Origin of the sequence: Neotamlana laminarinivorans (assembly GCF_020523925.1) — a bacterium.
GTDB lineage: Bacteria > Bacteroidota > Bacteroidia > Flavobacteriales > Flavobacteriaceae > Neotamlana > Neotamlana laminarinivorans.
In genome coordinates this window covers 1-292 of record NZ_JAJAPW010000075.1, presented here as the reverse complement: position 1 = coordinate 292, position 292 = coordinate 1, and the positions used below count along the sequence as shown (strand labels likewise).

The window sequence follows — 292 nt, the reverse complement described above, 5'->3', positions numbered from 1 at the left end:
TGGTACAGCACGGTCTCTTCAAACGGCAACTGCGGCTCGGCGGGCAGACTGCGGTAGTAATACAGCCGAAGGCCAGGCTCGAACACACGCGCGGGCGTGACCACCTCGCCGCGCTCGTCCACCACGTCGCCGGCTTCCAGGCGAGCCTGCCATTCGGTGCGGGTCACATACGGCAAGCGTTGTGCCAGAAAATCCAAAATGCGGTCCTGCCCCACCGGAGGGAGCGCCACGCAGCTGGGGCCTACCCCGTTGCGCAGGGGTAAAACAGGAAAAGGGTGTTTTTTGTGCATGG

General features: G+C 63.4%; 1 protein-coding gene. It reads right to left on the bottom strand.

Translation table 11 applies throughout. The features are described from left to right. The coding region (locus LG649_RS16095; RefSeq protein ID WP_226544832.1) for a hypothetical protein at positions 1-292 on the bottom strand (292 nt) is incomplete at both ends.